Annotated in this window: 14 protein-coding genes; 5 read left to right on the forward strand and 9 right to left on the reverse strand. The window is 62.6% G+C overall.

Annotated elements, in window-relative coordinates; genetic code table 11:
- Positions 1–34 precede the first annotated feature (34 nt).
- Positions 35–2050 carry a M3 family metallopeptidase gene (locus tag SM765_RS07730; RefSeq protein WP_274837674.1) on the forward strand — a complete coding sequence of 672 codons (2016 nt, stop codon included), beginning with the start codon at positions 35–37 and terminating at the stop codon, positions 2048–2050.
- Positions 2051–2127: 77 nt separating this feature from the next.
- Here SM765_RS07730 and SM765_RS07735 read toward each other — a convergent pair whose 3' ends face one another.
- The 7 genes from SM765_RS07735 to SM765_RS07765 are packed head-to-tail and all read right to left on the reverse strand — an operon-like array spanning position 2128 to position 9147.
- Entirely contained in the window at positions 2128–3054 is a 927-nt protein-coding gene (locus SM765_RS07735; RefSeq protein ID WP_065272757.1) for a 2-hydroxyacid dehydrogenase, read from the reverse strand.
- On the reverse strand, positions 3051–3461 hold the full coding sequence (locus SM765_RS07740; protein WP_274837675.1) for a VOC family protein: 411 nt from the start codon (positions 3459–3461) through the stop codon (positions 3051–3053). The genes SM765_RS07735 and SM765_RS07740 overlap by 4 nt, the downstream gene beginning before the upstream one ends.
- A 36-nt stretch (positions 3462–3497) precedes the next feature.
- Entirely contained in the window at positions 3498–4637 is a 1140-nt protein-coding gene (gene rodA / locus SM765_RS07745; protein ID WP_065272759.1) for a rod shape-determining protein RodA, read from the reverse strand.
- A complete protein-coding gene (mrdA, locus tag SM765_RS07750) occupies positions 4634–6580 on the reverse strand; it encodes a penicillin-binding protein 2 (RefSeq protein ID WP_274827798.1) in 1947 nt (648 codons plus the stop codon). Before mrdA ends, rodA begins: the two co-directional genes overlap by 4 nt.
- On the reverse strand, positions 6580–7116 hold the full coding sequence (locus SM765_RS07755) for a rod shape-determining protein MreD (protein ID WP_274827799.1): 537 nt from the start codon (positions 7114–7116) through the stop codon (positions 6580–6582). The genes mrdA and SM765_RS07755 overlap by 1 nt, the downstream gene beginning before the upstream one ends.
- Positions 7109–8050: a rod shape-determining protein MreC gene (gene mreC / locus SM765_RS07760; RefSeq protein ID WP_274827800.1), complete on the reverse strand. Its 942-nt coding sequence runs from the start codon at positions 8048–8050 to the stop codon at positions 7109–7111. Before mreC ends, SM765_RS07755 begins: the two co-directional genes overlap by 8 nt.
- Positions 8051–8100: 50 nt before the next feature.
- Positions 8101–9147, reverse strand: a complete 1047-nt coding sequence (locus SM765_RS07765; protein ID WP_065272763.1) for a rod shape-determining protein — start codon at positions 9145–9147, stop codon at positions 8101–8103.
- A gap of 275 nt (positions 9148–9422) precedes the next feature.
- Between SM765_RS07765 and SM765_RS07770 the strand changes: the two genes are divergently transcribed.
- Positions 9423–10217 (forward strand): 23S rRNA (adenine(2030)-N(6))-methyltransferase RlmJ, encoded by a 795-nt coding sequence (locus tag SM765_RS07770; RefSeq protein ID WP_274837676.1) that lies wholly within the window; start codon positions 9423–9425, stop codon positions 10215–10217.
- Positions 10218–10335: 118 nt separating this feature from the next.
- Here the strand turns inward: SM765_RS07770 and SM765_RS07775 are convergent, their stop codons facing one another.
- Entirely contained in the window at positions 10336–11910 is a 1575-nt protein-coding gene (locus SM765_RS07775; RefSeq protein WP_065272765.1) for a 2-isopropylmalate synthase, read from the reverse strand.
- A gap of 357 nt (positions 11911–12267) precedes the next feature.
- Between SM765_RS07775 and SM765_RS07780 the strand changes: the two genes are divergently transcribed.
- Positions 12268–13794, forward strand: coding sequence for a cryptochrome/photolyase family protein (locus SM765_RS07780; protein WP_274837677.1), 1527 nt, complete (start codon positions 12268–12270; stop codon positions 13792–13794).
- A 24-nt stretch (positions 13795–13818) separates the two neighbouring features.
- Here SM765_RS07780 and SM765_RS07785 read toward each other — a convergent pair whose 3' ends face one another.
- Positions 13819–15264: a 2-isopropylmalate synthase gene (locus SM765_RS07785; RefSeq protein ID WP_274837678.1), complete on the reverse strand. Its 1446-nt coding sequence runs from the start codon at positions 15262–15264 to the stop codon at positions 13819–13821.
- A 211-nt stretch (positions 15265–15475) separates the two neighbouring features.
- Here SM765_RS07785 and SM765_RS07790 point away from each other — a divergent pair, with 211 nt between their 5' ends.
- Entirely contained in the window at positions 15476–17134 is a 1659-nt protein-coding gene (locus SM765_RS07790) for an NAD+ synthase (protein WP_274837679.1), read from the forward strand.
- Between the two features lie 157 nt (positions 17135–17291).
- A complete protein-coding gene (locus SM765_RS07795; RefSeq protein WP_274837680.1) occupies positions 17292–18641 on the forward strand; it encodes an NAD(P)/FAD-dependent oxidoreductase in 1350 nt (449 codons plus the stop codon).
- The last annotated feature ends 7 nt before the right edge of the window (positions 18642–18648 follow it).

Genomic DNA, 18648 nt, shown 5'->3' on the forward strand with positions numbered 1-18648 from the left:
CGGGCATAGCTTCTGGGCAAAGGAGGCCTTGCCTATGACCAACCCCCTGTTGTCCCACTGGGATACCCCGTTTGAAATCGCGCCCTTCGACCAGATTTCCGACGAAGATTTCGCGCCCGCGCTGGATCAGGCCCTTGCGGCCCATAACGCCCAGATCGACGCTATTGCGTCAAATCCCGATGCGCCGACCTTTGACAATGTGATTGGTGCGCTGGAAACACCTTGCCAGGCGCTGGAGCAGGTCCTGTCGGTGTTCTACACGGTGGCAGGCGCCGACAGTAATCCCAAGCGGCAGGAGTTGCAGCGTGCATTCTCCCCAAAACTGGCGGCGCATTCTTCGGCCATTACCGCGAACAAGGCGCTTTATGCACGGATCAAGGCGGTCTGGGATCAGCGCGATGAGCTGGACCTGACCGAGGAACAGCAGCGCGTGTTGATGCTGACCCACCGCAGTTTCGTGCGCGGTGGTGCAGCACTGGAAGGGGCGGAGGATGCCCGGATGCAGGAGATCAAGGGACGGCTTGCCACCCTTGGCACCGAATTCACTCAGAACCTGCTGGCGGATGAGAGCAACTGGTTCATGGAGCTCTCTGAAGAGGATCTGGAAGGCCTGCCGGACTTCGCCATCGCGGCTGCCCGGGCTGCGGGCAAGGAAAAGGGCGTGGAGGGGCCGGTTGTGACGACCTCGCGCTCCATCATCACGCCGTTCCTGCAATTCTCTCCGCGCCGGGATCTGCGGGAAAAGGCGTTCCAGGCCTGGGCGGCGCGCGGAGCAAATGGCGGCAAGACGGACAACCGGGAGATTGCGGCAGAGATCCTTGCCCTGCGCGAGGAACGAGCCAAGCTGCTCGGATATGAGAATTTCGCGGCTTACAAGCTGGAAACTGAAATGGCCAAGACACCCGAGGCCGTGCGGGGCCTGCTGATGGATGTCTGGGGCCCGGCCAAGGCGCGGGCGGATGCGGATGCGGCCATCCTGACCGAGATGATGCAGGCCGATGGTATCAATGGCGATCTGGAACCCTGGGACTGGCGCTATTACTCGGAAAAGCGCCGTAAGATCGAACATGACCTCGATGAGGCCGAGCTGAAGCCCTATCTGCAGCTCGACAAGATGATCGAGGCGGCTTTCTCCTGTGCGAGCCGCCTGTTCGGGCTGGAGTTCGCGCCGCTTGATATCCCGCTTTACCACCCCGATTGCCGCGCCTGGGAGGTCACGCGCAACGGTGAGCATATGGCGGTCTTCATCGGCGACTATTTTGCCCGTGGATCGAAACGCTCGGGCGCCTGGTGTTCGGCCATGCGCGGTCAGGCGAAGTTCCCGGAAAAACAGGCGCCTGTCGTGATCAACGTCTGCAACTTTGCCAAGGGCGATCCGGCGCTGTTGTCCTATGATGATGCGCGCACACTGTTCCACGAGTTCGGCCATGCGCTGCACCAGATGCTGTCGGATGTGACCTATGAAAGCATCTCGGGCACCTCGGTGGCGCGCGATTTCGTGGAGCTGCCTTCGCAGCTCTATGAACACTGGCTGGAAGTGCCCGAGGTGCTGAGCAAGTTTGCTACCCATGCCGAAACCGGCGCGCCGATGCCCAAGGAAATGCTGGACAAGGTTCTGGGCGCTGCGACCTATGACATGGGCTTTCAGACGGTGGAATACGTTGCCTCCGCGCTGGTCGATCTGGCGTTCCACGATGGCGCCGCCCCGGCGGATCCGATGGCGCGTCAGACCGAGGTTCTGGCCGAGATCGGCATGCCGCACGCCATCACCATGCGCCACGCCACACCGCATTTCGCGCATGTCTTCTCCGGCGATGGCTATAGCTCCGGTTACTACAGCTACATGTGGTCCGAGGTGATGGATGCCGATGCCTTTGCCGCCTTTGAAGAGGCTGGCGGGGCCTTTGATCCCGAACGCGCCAAGGCGCTGGAGGAGCATATCCTGTCCACTGGCGGTTCCAAGGATCCGGCAGAGCTGTATACCGCCTTCCGCGGGCGTCTGCCCGGGGTGGATGCGCTGCTGAAGGGGCGGGGGCTGGCCGCAGAATAAGCCGCTGAACAAAAAACTGGCGCCGGGAAGATTGCTCTTCCCGGCGCCATTCGTTTCAGGGGCAGAAAATGGTCCAGTCAGTAACCCAGAGACCGGTCTACCAGATGCAGGAACGGCTCACCCGCCTCGCCGCGGCGGATGTTTTCGGCGATCACCTGCGATGCCGTGCTGGCCCGGGTTTCCGCTGCGATATGGGGCGTGACGGTGACATTGGGATGCGCCCAATAGGGATCGTCTGCGGGCAGGGGTTCCACCCGGAACACATCCAGCGTGGCATGGCCCACCTGACCGCTGTCCAGCGCTTCCAGCAGGGCGGCGTCGTCGATCAGCGGACCGCGGCCCGGATTGATGATCCGCGCGCCCTTGGGCAGCATCGCCAGAGTATCGGCGTTCAGGATGTTGTTGGTCGCGGGTGTATCCGGCAGTAACAGGATCACGATTTCCGCCTCTGACAGCGCCTGTTTCAGCCCGTCGTCTCCATGCAGGCAGGTGATCCCGTCGATTTCCTTGGCCGAGCGCGACCAGCCGGTGACCGGAAATCCGATACGGGCCAAGCTCTGCGCGCAGGCGCTGCCCAATGCGCCAAGGCCGAGCACAGTCACTGGGCGTTCAAAGGCTAGCGGTGGTACCACCGGCTCCCACCGGTCCTGCATGGCGATGGAGCGGTCAATGTCCAGATGATAGCGCAGCACGTGGCCGCTGACCCATTCCACCATGCCGGCTGTCAGCCCCGGATCCACCATCCGGCACAGCGGCATGGTCAGGGTCTGGTTGCCGACGATCTTTTCCACCCCGGCCCAGAGGTTCAGCACCGCCTTGCAGCGGGTATAGGGGGTGAAATCCTGCAGGTCGGAATTCGGCGCATAGACCACGTAATCCACCTGATCGGCGGGATGATCCTGCCGCATATCGACCGTCAGCCCGGCCTCGGCAAAGGCGCGTTTCAGCGGCTCGCGGTAGGTGTCCCAGCGGGCGGGCAGGGCGGCGAACTGAACGTTGATCATGTGGCAAATACTCCTGCCATGTCCCGGAAGCCCTTGATCTCGATCGGGTTGCCTGCGGGATCGTGAAAAAACATCGTGCTTTGCTCGCCCGGTTCTCCGGCAAAACGGGTGGTGGGGGGGATGGTGAAGTCGATCCCCTCGGCCTCCAGCCGGTCGGCCAGAGCGCGCCATTCTTCTTGTGGCAGGATCACACCCAGATGCGGCATCGGCACCATGTGCTCACCCACCTTGCCCGTATTGGCGGTGGCAAAGACCGGCCCGAGATGCAGCGAAATCTGATGGCCGAAGAAATTGAAATCGACCCAGGTATCGGTGCTACGCCCCTCGTTGCAGCTCAGAACACCGCCATAAAAGGCGCGGGCTGCCTCCAGATCGTCAACATGATAGGCAAGGTGAAATATGCTCATATTCCGGAATTCCTGTTGTTGGTTGGGCCGCCCGTTCTAGCGCGGGCGGTGGACGTTTGCGCTTTGCACCAGGCCAAAGGCGGCGAGCAGCACCAGCATGGCCGAGCCCCCGTAGGAAACCAGCGGTAGGGGCACGCCGACAACCGGTGCCAGCCCCATCACCATCGACATGTTCACGGCAAAGAACAGGAAGAAGGTGATGGCGATGCCAAGCGTCACCAGTGACGAGAACCGGTCTCGCGCCGCAAGCGCGGTGGCGACGCAGAAGACGATGATCAGCACGTAGATGCTGAGCAGGGTAAAGCCGCCGATAAAGCCGAATTCCTCTGCCAGGGTGGTAAAGATGAAATCGGTGTGTTTTTCCGGCAGGAAGTTCAATCGGGACTGGGTGCCCTGCATGAAACCGCGCCCGGACCAGCCGCCCGAGCCAAGGGCGATCTTGGACTGGGTGATGTGATAGCCCGCCCCGAGCGGATCCTGAGAGGGATCAAGAAAGGTATCGATGCGGCGGAACTGGTAGTCCTTGATCAGCTGCCAGTCGGTGCCGCGGCTATAGAACACCGCCGTGACCAGACCAACGGCGCCGGCAATCACCGTTGCGAAATAGGCCCAGTGCACACCTGCCAGAAACATGACCCCACCCCCGGCGGCCATCAGCAGGATCGAGGTGCCCAGATCCGGCTGCCGCAGCACCAGAAATGTGGGGAATAGGATCATGATCACCGGCACCAACACCCAGAACAGGCGCGAGGTCTTTTCCGTTGGCAGCCAGTCATAATAGGCGGCTAGTAGCATCACTAGGGTGATCTTCATCAGCTCAGAGGGTTGCAGCCGCATGAAACCAATGTCGATCCAGCGCTGCGCACCCATGCCGACGGTGCCGAAGAACTCCACCGCCAGCAGCAGCACGATGGACATCAGATAGGCAAGGACGGAAATGTTGCGCCAGAACCAGATTGGCACCATGGCCACCATGATCATGACCGCCATGCCAAGAGCAAAGCGTTTTGCCTGCGGCTCGGCCCAGGGCGAGAACGACCCACCTGCCACGGAATAGAGCATCAGAAAGCCCACCCCGGCGACCGAGGCCAGCAGCAAGGTCAGCGGCCAGTTCAGATACAGGATCTTGCGCAGGCCCGAGGGGACGGATTTGGCGCGGCTTTCAAGATAACTCATGCCCGGTCGCTGCCCCCGGTTTCTTCCCGTTTCAGACGTTCGCGTTCCAGCCGCTCCTGCTGCGCCTTGATGCGGCTGCGATCGCCCTTGGGGTAGGCGGACAGGGGCGGCGTTCCATCAAACAGCGCCTGCAACATGACATCGCGGGCAATGGGTGCGGCGGCGCGTGACCCGCCACCCCCGTGTTCGACCACGACAGCAACCGCAAAGCGGGGTTTGTCATAAGGCGCAAAGCAGACATAAAGCGCGTGGTCGCGCCGCTCCCAGGGCAGATCCTCGTTGCGGATCACCCCGGCGGCGCGTTCGGCCGCGGTGATATTGCGCACCTGGCTGGTGCCGCTTTTGCCGGCCATGCGGATGTCTTCGGCGATGATGCGTGAGCGGTAGCCGGTGCCGCGCCGGTCGTTACTGACCGAGAACATGCCCCGGCGCACGGTGCGCAGGTTGTTTTCATTGAGCCCCAAAGGCTCGCCGCCGCCGCTGGGTTGTTCGATCCCGTCGATGGATTTCAGCAGACGCGGGGTGATACTGCGCCCCGAGGCGATCCGCGCGGTCATCACTGCCAGTTGCATTGGCGAGGCCAGCATATAGCCCTGCCCGATAGAGGCGTTTGCAGTGTCGCCGATCAGCCAGTCCTGCCCGTGCACCCGCTGCTTCCACTCGCGGTTCGGGGCCAGGCCGCTGGCCACGGCCGACATCGGCAGATCGTGACGCACACCCAGCCCTAGCTGGTTGGCCATGGCAGAAATCTTGTCGATCCCCACCTTCAGCGCCAGATCGTAGTAATAGACGTCGCAGGATTGTTTCAGCGAGGTGTTGAGATCCACATGCCCATGGCCCGCGCGTTTCCAGCAGTGGAACCTGCGGCCGGAGACCTCCAGATATCCGGGGCACCAGACGGTTTCCTCGGGGCCGATCAACCCTTCCTCCAGTGCAGCCAGCGCCGTCACCATCTTGAAGGTCGAACCTGGCGGATAGGTGCCCTGCACCGCCTTGTTCGCCAGGGGACGGTAGGGGTCGCCGGTCAGCAGGCTATAGTCTGCGACCGAGATGCCACGCACAAAGAGATTGGGATCAAAGCTGGGCGAGGAGGCGATGGCGCGGGTGTCGCCATGTTCGCAATCGATGATCACCGCGGCGGCGCTTTCGTTGCCAAGGCGCGCCTGCACATAGCTTTGCAACTCGGCGTCGACGGTCAGTTGCATGTCGGCGCCGGCCTCACCTTCGCGCCGGTCCAACTCGCGCATGACGCGGCCGGTGGCATTCACCTCGACGCGCTTGGCGCCGGCCTTGCCGCGCAGGGCATCCTCACGCTTGGCCTCAAACCCAACCTTGCCGATCTGGAAACGAGGAATGCGCAGGATCGGTTCCGGCGATTCCATCTTGCTGAGGTCATAATCCGAGACCGGCCCGACATAGCCGACCACATGGGCAAAGGCGCCGCGTTGCGGATAGATCCGCGTCAGGCCGACCTCGGGGGTGATGCCGGGCAGGGCAGGGGCGTTGACCGCCACTTTCGAGATGTCCTCCCAGCCGATCTGATCGGCCAGCGTCACCGGCAGGAAGGGCGGAGAGCGGCGCATCTCGGCCATGGCGCGCTCGATATCTTCAGGGTCGATTTCGATCAGCCGAGACAGTTTGGCGATCACCTCGCCTACATCGCCGGCGTCCTCGGGGACGATGGTGATGCGATAGGAGGGCGAGTTCTGCGCCAGGGTGATGCCGTTGCGGTCGAAGATCTCACCGCGTGCTGGCGGTAGCAGGCGGATATTGATCCGGTTTTCCTCGGCCAGCAGCCGGAACTGATCGGCCTGATCTACCTGAAGATAGCGCATGCGTGCCGCCAACCCGCCAGCAAACCCCAGTTGCAAACCGCCCAGAAGCAGCGCCCGGCGGGTCAGCTTGCGGTGGCTGAATTCCAGCTCTTTCGGATTGCGTTTCATCAGCGGCTTCCCAGGGCTTCGGCTTCGGCAGGTGACAGTTTGCGCACACCCAATAGGCTTTGACTGAAGATCACGACCAGCGGATAGGCGGCAATCGTCAGCAGGGCTTGAATCAGCGTGAGGCCCAAGGGTGCCTGCGCCACGGCCAGAATAGCAAGAATGGCTCGGTTGAGCACCACGATACCTGCGATCACAAAGGCGACGGCGAGCCATTCCGCGGCAAAGGCGGTTTCCCGGTGTGGCGGGATCCGCGACTTTAGGAATTCGCAGCCCAGTACCACCAGCAGCGCAAAAAGGCCGGGCGGGCGCTGGAACATCATGTCGGCGACCAGCATGGTTGCCCCCAGCAGCAGAACAGGCACGAAATCCGGCCGCCGCAGTGACCAGGCCATGGCAAGCGCCAGCAGCAGGTCTGGCGGCGCCCAACGGCGCGGCAGCGTGTCCAGCGGCAGCAGGTGAAAGAAGATCAGCACCAGTGCCAGAGCCGGAAAGGCCATCCGCATCATCCAGATCCGCGCGGGCGAGGTGCTAGCCATTGCTCTCCCCTTCGGACGCGGACAGGGCCTCGGGCGCCAGGTTTTGCGGCCGCGGGAGAGGCACAGTGGCATCCGGCGCCGGGACAACCAGTCCGCCGGGCTCCTTGATCACCTCAGAGCCCTGATGGCGCAGCACCCGCAGGAATTCCAGCCGTTCGTAGTCGGCAGACAGGCGCACCCGCTTGCGGCCGGTGCGGTCCTCGGTCACCTGACCGATCAGCAGCCCGGGCGGAAAGACGGAGCCATCGCCAGAGGTGATGACCCGGTCGCCGGGGCGGATCAGATCGGGGTTTTCAAGGAAATCCAGCACTGGCGCTGCGCTGTTGTCACCGGTCACTAGAACGGTCTGCCCCGAAGGCTGGATGGTGGCGGGCACCGCGCTGGCGGCATCAGTCAGCAGAATGACCCGCGCGGTATCCTGTCCGGTGCCGGAAATACGTCCCACCAGACCGATCCCGTCCATGGCGGCCCAGCCATCCTGTATCCCGTCCCGGGCGCCGATGTTGAGGATCACAGACTGGCGAAAGGGCGATCCGCTGTCGGCCATCACCACACCGGTGATATAGGTCAGCTTGGGATCGAGCCGCACGTTGTTGAGATCCAGCAGGCGGGCGTTTTCCTGTTCCAGCTGCAGCGCAGCTTCTTTCCAGGCGCGCATTTGGCGCAGCTCGGAGCGCAACTCTTGGTTCTGTTCGGAAAGGCGCTGATAGCTTTGGAAGTCCCGGAACAGGTTGACCGTCGCGGTGACCGGCACCATGGCCCAGTCCATATTCGGCACAACGGTATCCACCAGCTGTGCGCGGAAGCGTTCGACCCTTGGGCTGTCGATCCGCCAGACCAGAAAAATGGCGGCAAGGCACAGGCACACCAGCCCGATCAGCAAACGGCGCAGCGGGGCGGAATAATCTTCGCGCTGTGACCGGTCTTTGGCCAAGGGACTCCTTTCGGGTGTGGATCACCCCGGCAGGCGCGGGGCTGGGCGCCTCAGCTGTCGTAGTCGATGGCGTGGCGCAGCTGTTTTTCGAATTCCAGTGCCTTGCCGGTGCCAAGGGCCACGCAGTTCAGGCTTTCGTCGGCGATGGAAACCGCAAGGCCGGTCTGCTCGCGCAGGGCCAGATCCAGATCGCCCAGCAGCGCGCCGCCGCCGGTCAGCATGACGCCACGGTCGACGATATCGGCGGCCAGATCCGGCGGGGTGGTTTCCAGCGCGGTCATCACGGAATCGCAGATCTGCTGCACCGGTTCGGCCAGCGCCTCGGCGACCTGCGCCTGGCTGATCTCAATTTCCTTGGGCACGCCGTTCAACAGGTCACGGCCGCGGATCTGCATCGACTGGCCTCGGCCATCGTCGGGCATGCGGGCGGTGCCGATGGAGGTCTTGATACGCTCGGCGGTGGCTTCACCGATCAAAAGGTTCTGCTGGCGGCGCAGGTAGGAGATGATTGCCTCGTCCATGCGGTCGCCGCCGACGCGGACCGAGCGTGCGTATACGATATCCCCAAGGGACAGAACCGCCACCTCGGTGGTACCGCCGCCGATGTCCACGACCATGTTGCCGGTGGGGTCGGTGATAGGCATGCCCGCGCCGATGGCGGCGGCGATGGGCTCTGCGATCAGCCCGGCGCGGCGGGCACCTGCGGAGAGCACCGACTGACGGATCGCGCGTTTTTCAACCGGGGTTGCGCCATGGGGTACGCAGACGATGATCTTGGGCTTGGAGAAGGTCGAGCGTTTGTGCACCTTGCGGATGAAATGCTTGATCATTTCCTCGGCGGTGTCGAAGTCCGCAATCACGCCTTCGCGCATCGGGCGGATCGCCTCGATCGAGCCGGGGGTGCGGCCCAGCATCAGCTTGGCGTCCTCGCCCACGGCCAGTACCTTTTTGACGCCGTCCTTGACGTGATAGGCAACAACCGACGGCTCGGACAGGATCACGCCGCGGCCCTTGACATAGACCAGAGTGTTCGCAGTGCCGAGATCGATGGCCATGTCCGAAGTGAACAGACCGCCTAAATTTCCAAAGAGCGCCATAAATGAGGGATCCTGTAAGTTCTGCCGTTCGTGCCCGCGACTCTGCTGCCAACGCGCATTGTAGATCTTATAAGCAGCGCAGCGCTGCCGCGAAAGGGCCGATTACCTCCAACTAGCGCCTTTCCGCCTGTGAAACATGGGGGTTGGCCACGCCTTGGGCATGTTGAACACTGTGGTTCGGGTGGTTCTTGGACGATGCCGGGCAGGGCGTTTTGCGGCGCAGCATCGGCGAAAGGATCTTTCTATGGCGCGCCAACCGGGGTAGGGGCTGTGTCATGCTGTCCTATCAACATATCTACCACGCCGGAAATCTGGCGGATGTCCAGAAACACGCGCTTCTGGCCTGGATGCTGACCTATCTGACCCGCAAGGACAAACCGCTCAGCTATATCGAAACCCATGCCGGGCGGGGCGTCTATGAGCTGGAGGCGCCCGAGGCGCTGAAGACGGGGGAGGCGGCCGCGGGGATTTCCCGGGTGCTGGAAAACCACGGACTGGCGGCGGATCATCCGCTGAGCCGCGCGATTGATGCCTGTCGCGAGCGGTTTGGCGCGACCAGCTATCCCGGATCGCCGCTGGTGGCGGCGGCCTTGCTGCGCGAGATGGACAGCCTGCATTTTGCCGAATTGCACCCGCAGGAATACGCTGCCCTGCGGCAGGCGCTGAGGCCCTGGCATGCCAAGGTGCATCAGCAGGATGGGTTCGAGCTGGCCCTGTCGCTGGCACCGCCGACGCCGCGCCGAGGGCTCATGCTGATCGATCCGTCTTATGAGGTGAAATCCGATTACGCACGTATCCCCGGCATCATCGGCAAGCTGCACCGGAAATGGAACGTCGGCGTCATCGCGCTGTGGTATCCGATCCTGACAGATGGGGCGCATCAAAAGATGCTGAGCGCGCTAGAGACGCAGGCGCTGCCGGGCGCCCTGCGCCACGAGGTGCGCTTTCCGCCGGTGCGCGCCGGGCACCGGATGGTTGGATCAGGTATGTTCGTAGTGAATGCGCCCTTTGGCGCCGAAGAGGAAGCCGCGCGTATTTCGGCCCTGTTCGAGAGGCTCAATCAGGGCTGAGGCGAAGACCTGTAGAGGTGGGGGGATCTCCCGCCCCCTTGGCCGCCCATCAGAGATGGGCGACAAGGCGTTGGGCCTGGCGCCGCGCCTGCGGCACGGCGCCGAATCTTTCAGACGCTCAGGTCGCGTCCTTGTAGGAGATTTCGCGGGTATCGGCGCCTTCGCCGACCTTGCCGCGGCGCACGATCAGCCGGTTCAGCGCGTTGATATAGGCCTTGGCCGAGGCAACCACAGTATCTGTGTTGGCCGACTGGCCGGTGGCGATATTGCCGTCTTCCTCCAGCCGGACGGAAACCGTTGCCTGTGCATCGGTGCCTTCGGTCACGGCGTGAACCTGATAAAGCTGCAGGTGCGCCGAGTTCGGATAAAGCTCACGCACCGCTTTGAAGGCGGCATCCACCGGGCCATCGCCCTGTGCCGTGGCGCTCAGATCCTTGCCGTCGATCTCCATTTCCAGCGTCGCTTCGGCCGGACCGCCGGTGCCGCAGATCACTTTCATCGACACCAGTTGCAGATGATCGTTTTCGGCATCTTCGCCAGAACGCATGAGCGCGATGATGTCGTCGTCAAAGACTTCCTTCTTGCGGTCGGCGAGCTCCTTGAAGCGGACAAAGATATCCTTGAGCTGGTTGTCGCCGACCTCATAGCCGAGGTTATTCAGCTTGTCGCGCAGCGCCGCGCGGCCCGAGTGCTTACCAAGCGGCAGCGAGGTTCCTGAAAGACCTACGTCCTCGGGGCGCATGATCTCGAAGGTTTCTTTGTTCTTCAGCATCCCGTCCTGGTGGATGCCGCTTTCGTGGGCAAAGGCGTTCTTGCCGACGATGGCCTTGTTGAACTGCACCGGGAAGCCAGAGACGGTGGAGACCCGGCGGGAGATATGCATGATCTTGGTGGTGTCGATCTGCGTGTGCCAGGGCATGATGTCATTGCGGACCTTCAGCGCCATCACCACCTCTTCGAGCGCGGTGTTGCCGGCTCGCTCGCCCAGACCGTTGATGGTGCATTCGATCTGACGCGCGCCGCCCTCGACGGCGGCCAGAGCGTTGGCCGTGGCAAGACCCAGGTCGTTGTGGCAGTGGGTGGCAAAGATCACCTCGTCCGCGCCCGGTACGGTTTCGATCAGGCGGCGGATCAGATCAGCCGATTCCAGCGGCGCGGTATAGCCGACGGTGTCGGGGATGTTGATGGTGGTGGCGCCGGCCTTGATGGCGATCTCGATCACCCGGCAGAGATAATCCCATTCGGTGCGTGTCGCATCCATGGGCGACCATTGCACGTCATCGACGAGATTGCGCGCATGAGTCACCGTGTCGTGAATCCGCTCGGCCATCTCATCCATGGTGAGATTCGGAATGGCGCGGTGCAGGGGCGATGTCCCGATAAAGGTGTGAATGCGGGGTTTCGCAGCCTTGCGCACGGCCTCGGCGCAGCGGTCAATATCCTTGAAATTGGCGCGCGCCAGACCGCAGATCACCGCGTTCTTGGAGCGTTCGGCGATCTCGCTCACCGCTTTGAAATCGCCTTCGGAGGCGATGGGGAAACCGGCCTCGATGATGTCGACGCCCATCTCGTCCAGAAGGCCCGCGATTTCCAGCTTTTCATCGTGGGTCATGGTGGCGCCGGGGCTCTGCTCGCCGTCGCGCAAAGTGGTGTCGAAGATCAATACGCGATCTTTTTCAAGTGCAGTCGTCATGTCGGTAGCTTTCTTAAAACTCTGTCCTGGATCCATTCTCGTGGCGCGCAAGCCTCCTCCTCTGAGCGGGCGCGCCGAATGGCACGCTCAGAGGCGGGTTAGGATCAGTAGGTCGCGCAGAGCCGCACCGCAAATGGCGGTGGCCGGGCCGAAGATATGTGCGCGAGCTGTCATGCGGCAAAGTTATACAGAGCGCGCCGCGAATGGAAAGAGCGAAAATAGCTCAGTGATCCTGACCATTTGGCGGTCGGCAGAGCGCTTTGGTGCGGGCAGATTTGATTTGTGGGAAATTCCTCCTAGCTGCGCCAGAGCCTTGGCGATGAGCCATAGGCAAAAGGTGCGGCAGAGGCAGGACACATGGCAAAACTCATCCTAATTCTTGGCGATCAACTGAGCCTGTCGCTGTCGGCGCTGCAGGTCGCGGACAAGGACACCGACATCATCGTCATGGCCGAGGTTGCCGAGGAAGGTACCTATGTGCGTCACCATCCCAAGAAGATCGCGCTGATTCTCGCGGCGATGCGGAAGTTTGCGGAGCAGTTGCGGGCAGAGGGCTGGACTGTCGCCTATACCCGGCTTGACGATGCGGACAACACCGGCTCCATCGCGGAGGAAATCCTGCGCCGGGCGGCCCAGAGCGGCGCTGATGAGGTGATCGCCACAACGCCGGGGGAATGGCGGCTGATCCGGCATCTGCAGTCTCTGCCTTTGAAGGTCGGCCTCAAGCCGGATACGCGGTTCATTGCCACGCGGGCTGATTTCAACGACTGGGCCGAGGGGCGCAAGCAACTGCGCATGGAGTATTTCTATCGCAAGATGCGGCGCAAGACCGGAGTGCTGATGGAGGGTGACAACCCCGCTGGGGGCAAATGGAACTACGATCAGGAGAACCGCAAGGCACCGCCCAAGGACATAAAGACCCCAGGGCCCATGCAGTTCACCCCGGATGACGAGACGGAAGAGGTTCTGGACCTTGTCGAGCGGCGGTTTGGGGACCACTTCGGCGATCTGCGCCCGTTCCATTTTGCGGTCACCCGTGCCGATGCCCTGAGGGCAATGGCGCATTTCATCCGGCATGGCCTGCCGCTGTTCGGGGACTATCAGGATGCGATGATGACAGGGCAGAAATGGCTCTACCATTCGGTGCTGTCACCCTATCTCAATATCGGACTGTTGCACCCGATGGAGGTGTGTGAGGCTGCAGAAGAGGCGTGGAAAGCAGGTGATGTGCCGCTCAACGCCGCCGAAGGGTTCATCCGGCAGGTCCTTGGCTGGCGCGAATTCGTGCGTGGGATCTATTTCCTCGAAGGAGAGGACTATCCGCAGCGCAATGTGCTGGGCCATGATCGTGCGCTGCCGCCGCTTTACTGGGGCGCTGAGACGGGCATGCACTGCCTGTCACAGGCGGTATCGCAGACCCGGGAAGAGGCCTATGCCCATCATATCCAGCGGCTGATGGTGACCGGCAATTTCGCGCTTCTGGCCGGCATTGATCCGCAGGAGGTGCACGAATGGTATCTGGCAGTCTATGCCGATGCTTTTGAGTGGGTCGAGGCGCCTAATACCGTCGGGATGAGCCAGTTTGCCGATGGCGGTATCGTGGGTTCCAAACCCTATGTCTCCAGCGGCGCCTATATCAATCGCATGTCGGATTACTGTAAATCCTGCACCTATTCCGTCAGCCGCAAGGTGGGGGAGGGCGCCTGTCCGTTCAACCTGCTCTACTGGCATTTCCTCGACCGCCACCGGGAGCGGTTCTCGGCAAATCCGCGCATGGGCAACATGTACCGCAGCTGGGACCGGATGGATGCGGAGAAGCGAGCGCAGATTCTGGAAGAGGCTGACGCCTTTTTGGCCGGGTTTGAGGCGGGCGTTACGGTCTGACCCGAAGGGCGGACCGCCGCTGGATCAGTTGTCGGTGCTGGCGGCGTTGTCGTCCGCAGCGGCGTCCGTTTCAGTAGTTTCGGTCACCAAGGCGCCGTTCTGCCAGTCACCGTCGGTTTCCTGACCAGTGGCATAACGCATTTTGCCGGGGCCCTGCCGCTTGCCGTTGACGAAGCTGCCTTCGTAGACGTCGCCATTGGCATAGGTGGCAACACCTTCGCCGGTGATCTTGCCTTCCTGCCAGTCGCCTTCGTAGACAAAGCCGCCGGGCATCTCGATCCGGCCCTTGCCGTGGCGCTGGCTGTTGGCAAACTGCCCGGTGTAGACCGATCCATCCGCATAGGTGACCTTGGCCTGACCGTGGCGCTGCCCGTCCTGCCATTCACCTTCATAGCGGTATCCGCTGGCATAGGTCATCACGCCCTGACCGTGGTTGCGGGCGTTCTTGAAACCGCCGGTGTAGGTCACGCCGTTGGGATAGGTGGCGGTGCCGGTGCCTTCGATGACACCGGCGATCCAGTCGCCTTCATAGGTCGAGCCATCGGGATAGGTGATCTTACCTGTGCCATCAGCCAGATCATCGCGGAATTCCCCCACGTAGACCGAGCCGTCAGGATAGGTCACCTTGCCCGTGCCCTCGATCTGGCCCGCCAGCCATTCGCCCTCGTAGACGTAGCCATCGGTCTTGGTGAAGGTGCCGGTGCCGTGGCGCAGGTCATCCTGAAATTCGCCGACATAGACGTCACCATTGGCATGGGTCTGTTTGCCAATACCCTGCCTGCGGCCGTTTTCCAGCGGACCTTCGTAGACGTCGCCGTTGGGCTGGGTCAGCTTGCCGGTACCGTGCATCTGGTTGCTTGCCCAGTCGCCTTCGTAGATCAGCCCGTCGGGCATGGTCAGCGTGCCGGTGCCATGCAGCAGACCATCGGCGATTCCACCTTCGTAGGTTGCACCGTCAGGATAGACGATCTTGCCTTCGCCTTCCTTGCGGCCCTCGACCCAGTCGCCAGCGTATTCATAACCGCCGGGATTGCGCATCACGCCCTTGCCATGGTGCTGGCCGTTGACAAAGCTGCCTTCGTACCGCGCGCCATTGGCGTAGACCGCGATGCCCTGACCACTGATCACACCATCGGTCCATTCGCCTTCATAGGTGCCGCCATCGGCAAAGGTGATCTTGCCGAGCCCCTCGGGTTTGCCCTTGGCGAACTCGCCTTCGTAGACGGCGCCGTTCGGGTAGCGCGCCACGCCCTGACCGCGGATTTCGCCATCGACCCAGTTGCCAGAATACTCATAACCATTGGGCAGCCGGTAGGTGCCGGTGCCATGCTGCAGGCCGCCGCGAAAGGTGCCTTCGTATTCGCCGCCGATTTCATCCTGCGTGGTGAGGACCTGACCGTCCTGCGCCTGCAGGGGAGAGGCCAGCGCCATAGCTGCTGAAATCACGAATACGGAGCCGAAACGGGTCATGAAACTTCTGCCTGCCCTTTAGTTCTGCGCCGGACCAATGGGCCGGGCGCGGTGCCAGTCTGCGGATGGAACACCGCCTGATGTTGCATCTCAGCTGCGAAACTATGCGACAGGGCGGCCTGTCGCAATGTCTTTTGCGGCCTGCACTCTTTCCCTTGGCCGGGGATCTGGTAAACGGCTGAGAAGAAGTTTTGCGAAGGGCACGACCACCATGGCAGACCGTTTCCGTATCTCTCTGGCGCAGCTGAACCCGACGGTCGGCGATATTGCGGGCAATGCGGCCAAGGCCCACGCGGCCTGGGAGGAAGGTCGCAAGGCCGGTGCGCAGCTTGTGGCGCTGCCCGAAATGTTCCTGACAGGCTATAACACCCAGGATCTGGTGATGAAGCCGGTGTTCCACCGCTCCGCCATGGCGGCTGCCGAACAGCTTGCGCAGGATTGTGCCGACGGGCCCGCGCTGGCCATCGGCGCGCCCTGGGCCGAGGGTGGCAAGCTCTATAATGCCTATCTGATCCTCAAGGACGGGCGGATCGCATCACGCATCCTGAAACACCACCTGCCCAATGAAACCGTCTTTGACGAGGTTCGCGTCTTTGATGCCGGGCCGCTGGGTGGGCCTTATGCGATTGACGATACCCGCATCGGCAGCCCGATCTGCGAGGATGGCTGGCACGAAGACGTGGCCGAGACGCTTGCAGAGACCGGCGCCGAATTCCTGCTGATCCCGAACGGCTCGCCCTATTTCCGGGGCAAGATGGAGGTGCGCTATAACATGATGGTGGCGCGCTGCATCGAAACCCATCTGCCGGTCATCTACCTCAATATGGTTGGCGGGCAGGACGATCAGATCTTTGACGGTGGCAGTTTCGTGCTGAACCCTGGCGGCGCGCTGGCGCTGCAGATGCCGCTTTATGACGAGGCGGTGACCCAGCTGGATCTTGAACGCACCGACGAAGGCTGGCGCGCGGTCGAGGGCGAGAAAGCGCATTTCCCCGATGAATGGGAGCAGGACTACCGCGCCATGGTCGAATCCCTGCGCGATTACATGGCCAAGACCGGGTTCAAGAAGGCGCTTCTGGGTCTGTCTGGCGGGGTGGATTCGGCCATCGTTGCCGCCATTGCCGTCGATGCCATCGGGGCCGAAAACGTGCGCTGCGTGATGCTGCCCTCGGAATACACCAGCGCGGAATCCCTGGACGATGCCGAAGCCGTCGCCAAGGCGCTGGGCGTGCATTACGATTACGTGCCGATCAGCGAAGGGCGGGCCGCCATCACCAACACGCTGGCGCCGCTGTTCGAAGGGCGCGATGCCGACATTACCGAGGAAAACATCCAGTCCCGCCTACGCGGCCTTCTGCTGATGGCCATGTCGAACAAGTTTGGCGAGATGCTGCTGACCACCGGCAATAAGTCCGAGGTCGCGGTGGGGTATGCGACGATCTATGGCGACATGAACGGCGGCTACAATCCGATCAAGGATCTCTACAAGACCCGCGTCTTTGAAACCTGCCGCTGGCGCAACGCCAATCACCGGCCCTGGATGATGGGCCCGGCGGGTGAGGTGATCCGCCCCAATGTAATCGACAAACCCCCCAGTGCCGAGCTGCGTGAGGATCAGAAAGACAGCGACAGCCTGCCCGATTATCCCGAGCTGGATGCCTTGCTCACGATCCTGGTGGACGAGGAAGGTTCGATTGCCGATTGCGTCGCTGCCGGGTTCGACCGGGATGTGGCGAAACGGGTGGAACACCTGATTTATATCAGTGAATACAAGCGCTTCCAGTCCGCTCCGGGCACCCGCCTGACGCCGCGCGCCTTCTGGCTGGACCGGCGTTACCCGATTGCAAACCGCTGGCGCGATCCGGGCTGAACCGGCGTATTTGCCAGCAAGAGTGCGCGTCCAGGGGCAGGAAAACCATACCCCCGCGTGCCTGGGCTGACGCGAAAAAGCCACAGCTTGCACGGGGTGGATGAAAGAGCGCTCTTGCCCCATGGACCAGGGGCGCGGGGCACGGCATAGACCTCTTATGCCTGGACCTAAGCTGCCACATTTCCAAGCTGATCTTGCCCTGCCCAAACGTGTCGATGCAGTTGTCATCGGCGGGGGAATCATCGGCTCTACGACCGCTCTCGAATTGGCCGAGCGGGGATATTCCGTTCTTCTTTGTGAAAAGGGCCAGATTGGCGCCGAGCAAAGCTCGCGCAACTGGGGCTGGGTGCGTATCTCGCAGCGCGATCCACGCGAATTGCCCCTGATGGCCAAGGCGATGGAGATCTGGCCCGGGCTGGAGGCTCGCACCGGACATCCCACCGGCTATACCCGGGCTGGTATTCTGTTCACCGCCGAACGGGCGCGGGCCGAGGCCGAACTGGCGGCCTGGGCAGAGCATCTGACCCCCTATGACATTCCGGCACAGATGGTGCGTGGAGAGCAGCTGGCGGAGCTGATGCCGGGGCATCAAACCGGCACCATCGCAGCGCTGCATACGCCCGAAGACGGCCGGGCCGAGCCGCAACTGGCCACCCATGCCATCGCCAGCGCTGCACGGGCCGCCGGGGCCAAGGTGATGACCGAATGCGCCGTGCGCAGCGTCGAAACTGAGGCTGGACGGGTCAGCGGCGTGATGACCGAACGCGGCCGTGTCGGCTGTTCGGCCGTGGTGGTTGCGGGCGGCGCCTGGTCGCGGCTGTTCCTTGGCAATGCGGGTGTGGCGCTGCCGCAGCTCAAGGTGTTGAATTCTGTGCTGAGAACCTCGGCGGTGCAGGGCGGTCCCGAGGCGGCCATGTGGGCCGCCGGATTTGCCATGCGCAAGCGCGCCGATGGTGGCTATTCCATCGCCGATGGCACCGAAAACGTGGTGGACATCGTTCCCGATAGCTTGCGGCTGGCACTGAAGTTTTTCCCGGCGTTCTTGGAGGAATGGCGATCCCTCCGCTTCCGCCTGTCCGACCGTTGGCGGATCGAGGCGGGGCAGGACCGGCGCTGGGCACCGGATCAGCGCACGCCGTTCGAAACCTGCCGGGTGCTGGATCCCGCGCCCTCGCAAAAGGCGATCCGCAACAGCTGGGCCGCGGCGCAAAAGGCCTTTCCTATCCTGCAGTCTGCTGATGTGGTGCAAAGCTGGGGCGGCATGATTGATGTGACCCCGGACGCCATTCCGGTGATTTCGCAGGTGGACGATCTGCCGGGCCTTTTCGTCTCGACCGGCTATTCCGGCCATGGCTTTGGCATTGGCCCTGCTGCCGGGCGGCTGACCGCAGATCTGGTGACGGGCGATGCGCCCATCGTGGACCCGCGCGCCTTTGCGCTGAGCCGGTTCACGAAAAAGGCGCGGACAGCCATGCCCGCGCCCGAAGTCATTGGCACCGCCCGCTAAGGCGCGC

This window comes from Pseudophaeobacter sp. 1A09344 (genome assembly GCF_041008745.1).
GTDB classification, from domain to species: Bacteria; Pseudomonadota; Alphaproteobacteria; order Rhodobacterales; family Rhodobacteraceae; genus Phycobacter; species Phycobacter gallaeciensis_A.

What these genes read in the sequence shown, in the direction of transcription:
- SM765_RS07790 (WP_274837679.1), top strand. Translation starts at nt 15,476, where the DNA reads ATGGCAGACCGTTTCCGTATCTCTCTGGCGCAGCTGAACCCGACGGTC.
- rodA (WP_065272759.1), bottom strand. Translation starts at nt 4,637, where the DNA reads ATGAGTTATCTTGAAAGCCGCGCCAAATCCGTCCCCTCGGGCCTGCGC.
- SM765_RS07795 (WP_274837680.1), top strand. Translation starts at nt 17,292, where the DNA reads ATGCCTGGACCTAAGCTGCCACATTTCCAAGCTGATCTTGCCCTGCCC.
- SM765_RS07780 (WP_274837677.1), top strand. Translation starts at nt 12,268, where the DNA reads ATGGCAAAACTCATCCTAATTCTTGGCGATCAACTGAGCCTGTCGCTG.
- SM765_RS07775 (WP_065272765.1), bottom strand. Translation starts at nt 11,910, where the DNA reads ATGACGACTGCACTTGAAAAAGATCGCGTATTGATCTTCGACACCACT.
- SM765_RS07765 (WP_065272763.1), bottom strand. Translation starts at nt 9,147, where the DNA reads ATGGCGCTCTTTGGAAATTTAGGCGGTCTGTTCACTTCGGACATGGCC.
- SM765_RS07730 (WP_274837674.1), top strand. Translation starts at nt 35, where the DNA reads ATGACCAACCCCCTGTTGTCCCACTGGGATACCCCGTTTGAAATCGCG.
- SM765_RS07735 (WP_065272757.1), bottom strand. Translation starts at nt 3,054, where the DNA reads ATGATCAACGTTCAGTTCGCCGCCCTGCCCGCCCGCTGGGACACCTAC.
- mrdA (WP_274827798.1), bottom strand. Translation starts at nt 6,580, where the DNA reads ATGAAACGCAATCCGAAAGAGCTGGAATTCAGCCACCGCAAGCTGACC.
- SM765_RS07770 (WP_274837676.1), top strand. Translation starts at nt 9,423, where the DNA reads ATGCTGTCCTATCAACATATCTACCACGCCGGAAATCTGGCGGATGTC.
- SM765_RS07740 (WP_274837675.1), bottom strand. Translation starts at nt 3,461, where the DNA reads ATGAGCATATTTCACCTTGCCTATCATGTTGACGATCTGGAGGCAGCC.
- SM765_RS07785 (WP_274837678.1), bottom strand. Translation starts at nt 15,264, where the DNA reads ATGACCCGTTTCGGCTCCGTATTCGTGATTTCAGCAGCTATGGCGCTG.
- SM765_RS07755 (WP_274827799.1), bottom strand. Translation starts at nt 7,116, where the DNA reads ATGGCTAGCACCTCGCCCGCGCGGATCTGGATGATGCGGATGGCCTTT.